Origin of the sequence: Microcystis sp. M049S2, from assembly GCF_020245625.1 — a bacterium.
GTDB classification, from domain to species: Bacteria; Cyanobacteriota; Cyanobacteriia; order Cyanobacteriales; family Microcystaceae; genus Microcystis; species Microcystis ichthyoblabe_A.
The window spans coordinates 1-6,140 of sequence record NZ_JADBUN010000289.1; the positions used below are offsets into that span (position 1 = coordinate 1).

General features: G+C 40.2%; 9 protein-coding genes. 6 read left to right on the plus strand and 3 right to left on the minus strand.

The genetic code is table 11. The features are described 5' to 3' along the window. Together IM496_RS21935 and IM496_RS21940 are read right to left on the minus strand one after the other, a co-directional pair. Positions 1 to 484, minus strand: a 484-nt coding sequence (locus IM496_RS21935) for an element excision factor XisH family protein (RefSeq protein WP_287663331.1), incomplete at its 3' end; no start/stop codon positions are given. Between the two features lie 121 nt (positions 485 to 605). Beyond that, the gene (locus tag IM496_RS21940) at positions 606 to 1,763 is read right to left on the minus strand and encodes an IS630-like element ISMae23 family transposase (protein WP_287663333.1); all 1,158 of its coding nucleotides are present in this window, start codon (positions 1,761 to 1,763) and stop codon (positions 606 to 608) included. 516 nt (positions 1,764 to 2,279) lie between these two features. Between IM496_RS21940 and IM496_RS21945 the strand changes: the two genes are divergently transcribed. The 6 genes from IM496_RS21945 to IM496_RS21970 all read left to right on the plus strand — a co-directional run bounded on the left by IM496_RS21945 (position 2,280) and on the right by IM496_RS21970 (position 5,307). Next, a complete protein-coding gene (locus tag IM496_RS21945) occupies positions 2,280 to 2,507 on the plus strand; it encodes a hypothetical protein (protein ID WP_194015891.1) in 228 nt (75 codons plus the stop codon). Then, positions 2,504 to 2,779, plus strand: a complete 276-nt coding sequence (locus IM496_RS21950; RefSeq protein ID WP_046660479.1) for a ParE family toxin-like protein — start codon at positions 2,504 to 2,506, stop codon at positions 2,777 to 2,779. Before IM496_RS21945 ends, IM496_RS21950 begins: the two co-directional genes overlap by 4 nt. A 237-nt stretch (positions 2,780 to 3,016) precedes the next feature. Next, a complete protein-coding gene (locus IM496_RS21955) occupies positions 3,017 to 3,391 on the plus strand; it encodes a group I truncated hemoglobin (RefSeq protein WP_194015893.1) in 375 nt (124 codons plus the stop codon). A gap of 374 nt (positions 3,392 to 3,765) precedes the next feature. Further along, the gene (locus IM496_RS21960) at positions 3,766 to 4,380 is read left to right on the plus strand and encodes a DUF1349 domain-containing protein (RefSeq protein ID WP_190380229.1); all 615 of its coding nucleotides are present in this window, start codon (positions 3,766 to 3,768) and stop codon (positions 4,378 to 4,380) included. A gap of 118 nt (positions 4,381 to 4,498) precedes the next feature. Then, positions 4,499 to 4,897, plus strand: coding sequence for a hypothetical protein (locus IM496_RS21965; protein WP_002757399.1), 399 nt, complete (start codon positions 4,499 to 4,501; stop codon positions 4,895 to 4,897). Positions 4,898 to 4,899: 2 nt separating this feature from the next. Continuing rightward, entirely contained in the window at positions 4,900 to 5,307 is a 408-nt protein-coding gene (locus IM496_RS21970) for a hypothetical protein (RefSeq protein ID WP_002801583.1), read from the plus strand. Between the two features lie 644 nt (positions 5,308 to 5,951). Here the strand turns inward: IM496_RS21970 and IM496_RS21975 are convergent. Beyond that, the coding region (locus tag IM496_RS21975) for a bluetail domain-containing putative surface protein (protein WP_287663338.1) at positions 5,952 to 6,140 on the minus strand (189 nt) is incomplete at its 5' end.

The following is a 6,140-nucleotide window of genomic DNA, read 5'->3' on the forward strand; positions in this document are numbered from 1 at the left end:
AGGATTTAGTCGATTTATGCCACCCTATCGAACCATACCAAGTAACGAAAAGCCAAGAATACCTGCAGCTACACCAAAATCTACAATTGAGTCTATTTTGATTCTGATACCCCGTCCGCTTGCGGCGGGGTAGTTCATTAACCAGTTGGAAAATAGCTTTTTTGAAGTGTTTTAAATAAACCGCTTGACTAATGCCCAAAAAAAGTTTTCTTTCAGGTTCTTGTGAATCTAAAGCCCATTGGTATAATTGAAGTTGTCCTATTGTTTTTTCTAATTCACTGATAACTGAAGGCGTATCAAAGTCTTTGATTTCTACGGCAATTTTACGATCTTCTTTTTCCGCAGCAAAAAACTTTTCTGCTCCTAAATCAGCTTTAAGCAAGGTTTTTTCTAAGGTTAGAATTAAAGGATCATCAGTGATTTTCCAACCCTCTTTTTCTAAAGTATGACGTAATGATAAATGTAGATCGTCTCGTCTGGACATCCTTATAAACCCTGCTTAAGAGGTTCGATTTCTATTCTACTACAGTTCGCCCTAATTCGGATTTATTAGACCGAAAAAGCGGTAAGGTGGGCAATGCTCACCCTACTAAGCTTTTACGCATTTAAGTTACATTGACAGCATTACCCTTATTTTTAAGTTTTCTACTCCATTTAATAATCAATCCCCCTTCATTTAAAAGCTGATTGACTACTTTTTCCAGTTCTTCTTTATTTTCAAATTCTCGATTAGCTATGTATTCTTTAGCGGAATGCCACACTAATTCTATTAGGTTGTAATCTGGACTATAAGCTGGTAAAAACTCTAGCCTAATATTGGGCAACTCTTTTTCCACCTGCTCAATAACATCTTTCTTTTTGTGATAACTAGCATTGTCTAATATAATGATAATCTTCGGCCCCTTTTCTCGAAAATCTTCGGGCAGATTTCCCAAGTTTATCCATTCTTGACGAATCTCTTCATGAAGTTTCTTTAATTGTTCATGGAAAGTTTCTGAATTTCCTTTTTTGATCATAAAACAGACTCGTTTTTTATCATTATATCTTAAGGCTCCCATCACATTCACCCTTCCTCTTTTTCTTTGCCCATTCACTTTTTTTCGCTTTCCTTTTTTTGTCCAAGCTCTCCTTCTTATTACTCTCAAACTAAATCCACATTCATGAGGGGCTGTGTGGCGAACCTGCGTCGCCACCTTGAAAGCCCCGTCCCAAAACCATACCTGGATTGACTCTGGCTTTTCTTTCGCTAACTTTAAATATTCATCTAATTTTTCTTTAAATGCTTTTCTTAATTTCTTGTCTTGCTTATCTTCTAGACTATATTTTGCCCAGATATACACATACTTTTTTCTTCTCAATATTCTTCTCACTTGCGAGCCACTCAGTTTAATTTTTGTTTCCTTTTCTAGATGATCTGCTAATCTTGCCGCTGTCCATCTCCCGAATTCATATCCAAATTCCTTCGGGTCTTCATCAACTATTTTCAATAGTAAATTAATATATTTCTCTGTGGCTTTTTTATGATTTCCATTTTTTCTTCCATCTTCTAGACTTTCTAAATTGTTAGGATCGCCGTGAACACACCAATGGGCGACCGTTTTGAGTGAACAGCCAATAAACTCAGCTATTTCTCGTTGAGTTTTTCCGTCGTTCAGCAAGAGAAACATTAAAATTCTTTCCCTAACTTCTGCTCTTTCTTCTTCTTTAAGAGCTTTTTGTAAGTTTTTCTTTTCTTCTAAATCTAGGAAATTTTTGGCTGGCATAAGTAGGAATTTTCTCAAGTTACTATTTCTATTTTAGGTGGTTTAAGTGCGTTTTAGCTTATTTCTATTTTCGCTTGGTCAGGCTAGAGACTAACCTTAATCCTCCTAATCCTAACAAGGCAACAACAGAACTCAGTGCAGATATGGTAGGGTCCGTTCCCTAATGCAAGTCCTACCGCTGCAGCGATCAATTTTGGGGAACGCACCATGCTCATTGATTAAAGTAAATGATAATAATCTAAAAACGTCTAGGCACAGCGACGGACGGGAGTGCGATCGGTTATGATAGAGTTGTAAATTTTTGTTACGAAGTGCAGTCAGATTGAACAATTGGTGCTGAAATCTTGGGGAAAAGCTGATGTTATTTCCGCTGATTGTCAGGAATCTACAAAACGGGGTGATATGCGGAAACTTTCGGCATATCCTTACTCTCCTTATTCGGAAAGTTTCTGGATAATTAATAGAGAGTAGAAAAAGTAGTAAAATAGTCCAATACGCGTAAAACATGAACAAAACATGACTACTCTGTTGCACAAAGCATTCACAGAAATCCAGAAACTGCCAGAGCATCTTCAAGATGAACTTGCTCAACAATTGCTAGAAGATATTGAAAGTGAATTAAAATGGCAGCAAAGCCTTTCTAACGAAGATATGGAATTGGGAGCTTTAATAACAATGGCACAGGAAGCCCTGATAGAAGAACAAGAGGGGAGAACAGAAGATAAAGGCTTTGGAGAAGAATGAAGTCAGCCAGAACCAAGAGGTTTCGTCAACTTTTTCTCAGTTTGCCGCAAAGGGTACAAGAAACAGCCAAGAAAAATTACGAGATTTGGAAAGAAAATCCATTTCACCCCAGCCTAGAGTTCAAAGAGGTGAAACCAAGAGAAAAAATCTGGTCAGTCAGAGTCGGCATTGGATGGCGAGCATTAGGGATTAAGAAGTCAGATGAAGAAAAGATAGTTTGGTTCTGGGTTGGGTCGCACTCCGAGTATGACAAGATTCTAGGTAAGAATTAGGAGCGATCTAACCAATCACTGCACCGGACCTTGTGCTAAAGTTATCTACATCATCCAAAGTCATTGGCGGCGAGTGAGTTCAACCGTTAGACATACTCCTTGCTCCAACGGGCGGGCTGCTAATACAGATGAATTACGATTTATCCATACTCTAATCTTTTTGATTATTGAACATTTCAACTTCTCCCATCTGTCTCGTGTCACATTTGAACTCATACAATTAAGGAGTAATTTTCAATGAAAACACTGTATGAAAAGCTTGGTGGTGCAGCGGCTGTTGATCTAGCTGTAGAAAAATTTTATGAAAAGGTCTTGGCAGATGAGCGAGTCCAGCGTTTCTTCACTCCTACAGATATGCAACAACAGAAACAACATCAAAAAGCCTTTATGACCTATGCTTTTGGTGGTGCTGAACAATGGAATGGTCGTCCTATGAGGGATGCACATAAAGAATTAGTGGCTGAGATGGGCTTAACCGATAGCCACTTCGACGCGATCGCTGAGGATTTAGTTGCTACCCTCGTTGAGTTGGAAGTTCCTCAAGCCTTAATTGATGAGGTGGTGCAGATTGTAGGTTCTGTTACTCATCGGAATGATGTCTTAAATCGCTAGAGCAATGTAGCTGTAGGGTGCGTTCCCTCATGTAACTCCTACCGCTCCACCGATCAATTTTGGGAAACGCACCATGCTCATTGATTCAAGCAAATGATAATAAGCTAAAAACGTCTAGGCACAGCGACGGACGGGAGTGCGAGTGCCGTCGAATAATTGTAAATTTTTGTTACGAAGTGCAGTCAGATTGAAGAATTAGTGATAGGGTCGCTGAAAAGTTCTTTGTATCTCAGCTGATTGTCAGTAATCCACAAAACGGGGTGATATGTCGAAAGTTTCCATATATTCCTACTTTGGTTATTCGGAAAGTTTCTGTATAATCAATGGTTAGCTGGCCTCGTAATATCACGATGTATCTGATTAGGAGCGATATTATGCGACTTAGTGAAAATTTTTTACAGCCAGCATTGTCAGATGATTTTTACTGGCTCAACGAGCCGACGCATTATCGTTTGGGTAATGGCTTGGAAATTTCTACAGATGAAAAAACTGATTTTTGGCAAAACACACACTATGGTTTTCAAAGAGACGATGGGCATTGCTTATTGATGCGACAAGTTGGCGATTTTTCCCTAATGACCCAAGTAGAATTTCAGCCTCGGGAAAAATATGATCAATGTGGCCTAATGGTGCGGATTGACAGTCAGAATTGGATAAAAGTTTCCACGGAATATGAAAGCGAACAAGCTAGTCGGCTTGGTTCTGTGGTGACCAATTTGGGATATTCTGATTGGGCAACGCAAGACATTTCTTCACGATACCGCGAAATGTGGTATCGCATCAGTAAACGGGGGAGCGATTTTCTGCTAGAGAATTCTTATGATGGGCAGGCTTGGCTGCAAATGCGGATCACACACTTACACAAGATAGCCGACGATTGCCAAATCGGAGTGTATGCCTGCAGCCCGATAGGCAAAGCGTTTCGCTGTTGTTTCAAAACCTTGCAAATCTCAGACAATCAGTGGCTGGTAATACCAGAAGCCAGCTAATAACTTTATGCACCCGACTGGCACTTATGCGCCTTAACGCCTGACTTGTTGTGGTTCACGGCTTGTCTGTCTTATGCTAGAGTTTCATAATTACCCAAAGCTAATGAGGCAAAAAATAATGACGGAGAAAAATAAGCCAGAAGAAGTTCAAGAGGCAATGATTTCAGTGGGAGTGGGTACAGCGATTGGAGCTAGTGCATCGGCAGTAGTTGGCGGTATGGGACTGGCTGTAGGAGGAACTGCTCTAGGAGTCGGTATGGCTCCAGTAGCAGCAGCAGGAGCAGTGGTCGGCACAGCAGTTTACGGAACCAAAAAAGCAATAGAAGAACAAGACGCAACGGCAATTGGAGCAGCGGCAATTGGTGCGGGTGCTGGAGCCGGCATATCAGCATTGGTTGGAGGTATGGGATTAGCAGTAGGGGGGACGGCAGTTGCAGTGACGATGGCTCCCGTTGCGGCAGTAGGAGCAGTAATTGGTTTGGCTGGGTATGGTATCTCTAAATTATTCACTGAGTAAGAATGGCTAAACGGAAAAGACAGTCCCCCAATGCTGCTCAAAAATTAGTAAGAGGAGCAATTCGGGACTTTATTAATCAGGTTAATGGCATAGTTATTGAGCCGGAGATAAATACTCCTGTAAAGGGTACAGAGGCTTGGTATCGGGACAAACTGGCTGGGGAATTAGGAGGAAAAACCGAGGTTTACATTGATAAGGTAGGTAGAATAGATGTCTTAACTAATACTGAAATAATTGAAGTTAAAAATACAAAAGGCTGGAAATCAGCGATCGGGCAAATCAAGAGTTATGGACAGTATTATCCCAAACATAAAATGAGAGTTCACCTATTTGGGAAATTGACTGAAAGTAAACTGGAAACTATTCAGAGAGTATGTAACCTAGAAGGCATAACTCTAACTTGGGAATAGTATGATCTCCGCTCTAGTAAGATTCTTTCCCTCCTGTAATTCCTACCTCTGCATCGATAGATTTTAAGGAAATCTAACATCCTTACCTGTTACTATGAAAGGGTATAATAATACTAAATCCGTTGAGTATAGGCTACTTATATCATTTTTCAAAAGTGATGACAGACTTAGTTGATTATTCCAAAGCGCAATTCCGCTCTCGGACAGGAATTGCGCTTTTAGATGTTAGTCACGACTATTGAAAATAGGTATTATAAAAGAGGGGCAAAAGGCAACAGGCAAAAGGGGGAATAAATAATCAGTTTTTAATAACCAGATTTAGTATGAATAGATGTCCTAACCAATACTGAAATAAGGGAGCAGGGAGAAGAAGCTTGAGCATTTGTATTAAAATTTTCCCTGGGCAGTTTAAATTCAGTACAGTTTATAAACTTGATTCTAGAAAAACTAGGGAAAAATATTGGCTCTCCCAGCTTTGGTGGGTCAAATGTATTCTAAGATACATTTCTCCTAGCGGGGGGGTGGAACGAACCACAAAGACACAAAGGACACAAAGATTGATCGATCCTATGTAAGTTAAACTTATCACACAGAACCTAGAAGAGCCAAATATTAAAAGGGGAGAATTAATCCCCCCCATCAATCTAGACAAAGAAACTATTGACCGCAATAGTGCCGAGCGCCGGGAAAGCACCCGTTAACCCAGTCAGATTAATCACCAAATCATTAGCACTTTGGAAGCCTGCTGTACCGTCGTTGATAATTAGGTAAGTAGAAGAACTATTGTCCCGCACTAAAACAGCACTGTTAATTCCGAGAGCTTGATTTCCGGC

What these genes read in the sequence shown, in the direction of transcription:
- IM496_RS21950 (WP_046660479.1), top strand. Translation starts at nt 2,504, where the DNA reads ATGAAGTCAGCCAGAACCAAGAGGTTTCGTCAACTTTTTCTCAGTTTG.
- IM496_RS21955 (WP_194015893.1), top strand. Translation starts at nt 3,017, where the DNA reads ATGAAAACACTGTATGAAAAGCTTGGTGGTGCAGCGGCTGTTGATCTA.
- IM496_RS21965 (WP_002757399.1), top strand. Translation starts at nt 4,499, where the DNA reads ATGACGGAGAAAAATAAGCCAGAAGAAGTTCAAGAGGCAATGATTTCA.
- IM496_RS21940 (WP_287663333.1), bottom strand. Translation starts at nt 1,763, where the DNA reads ATGCCAGCCAAAAATTTCCTAGATTTAGAAGAAAAGAAAAACTTACAA.
- IM496_RS21970 (WP_002801583.1), top strand. Translation starts at nt 4,900, where the DNA reads ATGGCTAAACGGAAAAGACAGTCCCCCAATGCTGCTCAAAAATTAGTA.
- IM496_RS21960 (WP_190380229.1), top strand. Translation starts at nt 3,766, where the DNA reads ATGCGACTTAGTGAAAATTTTTTACAGCCAGCATTGTCAGATGATTTT.
- IM496_RS21945 (WP_194015891.1), top strand. Translation starts at nt 2,280, where the DNA reads ATGACTACTCTGTTGCACAAAGCATTCACAGAAATCCAGAAACTGCCA.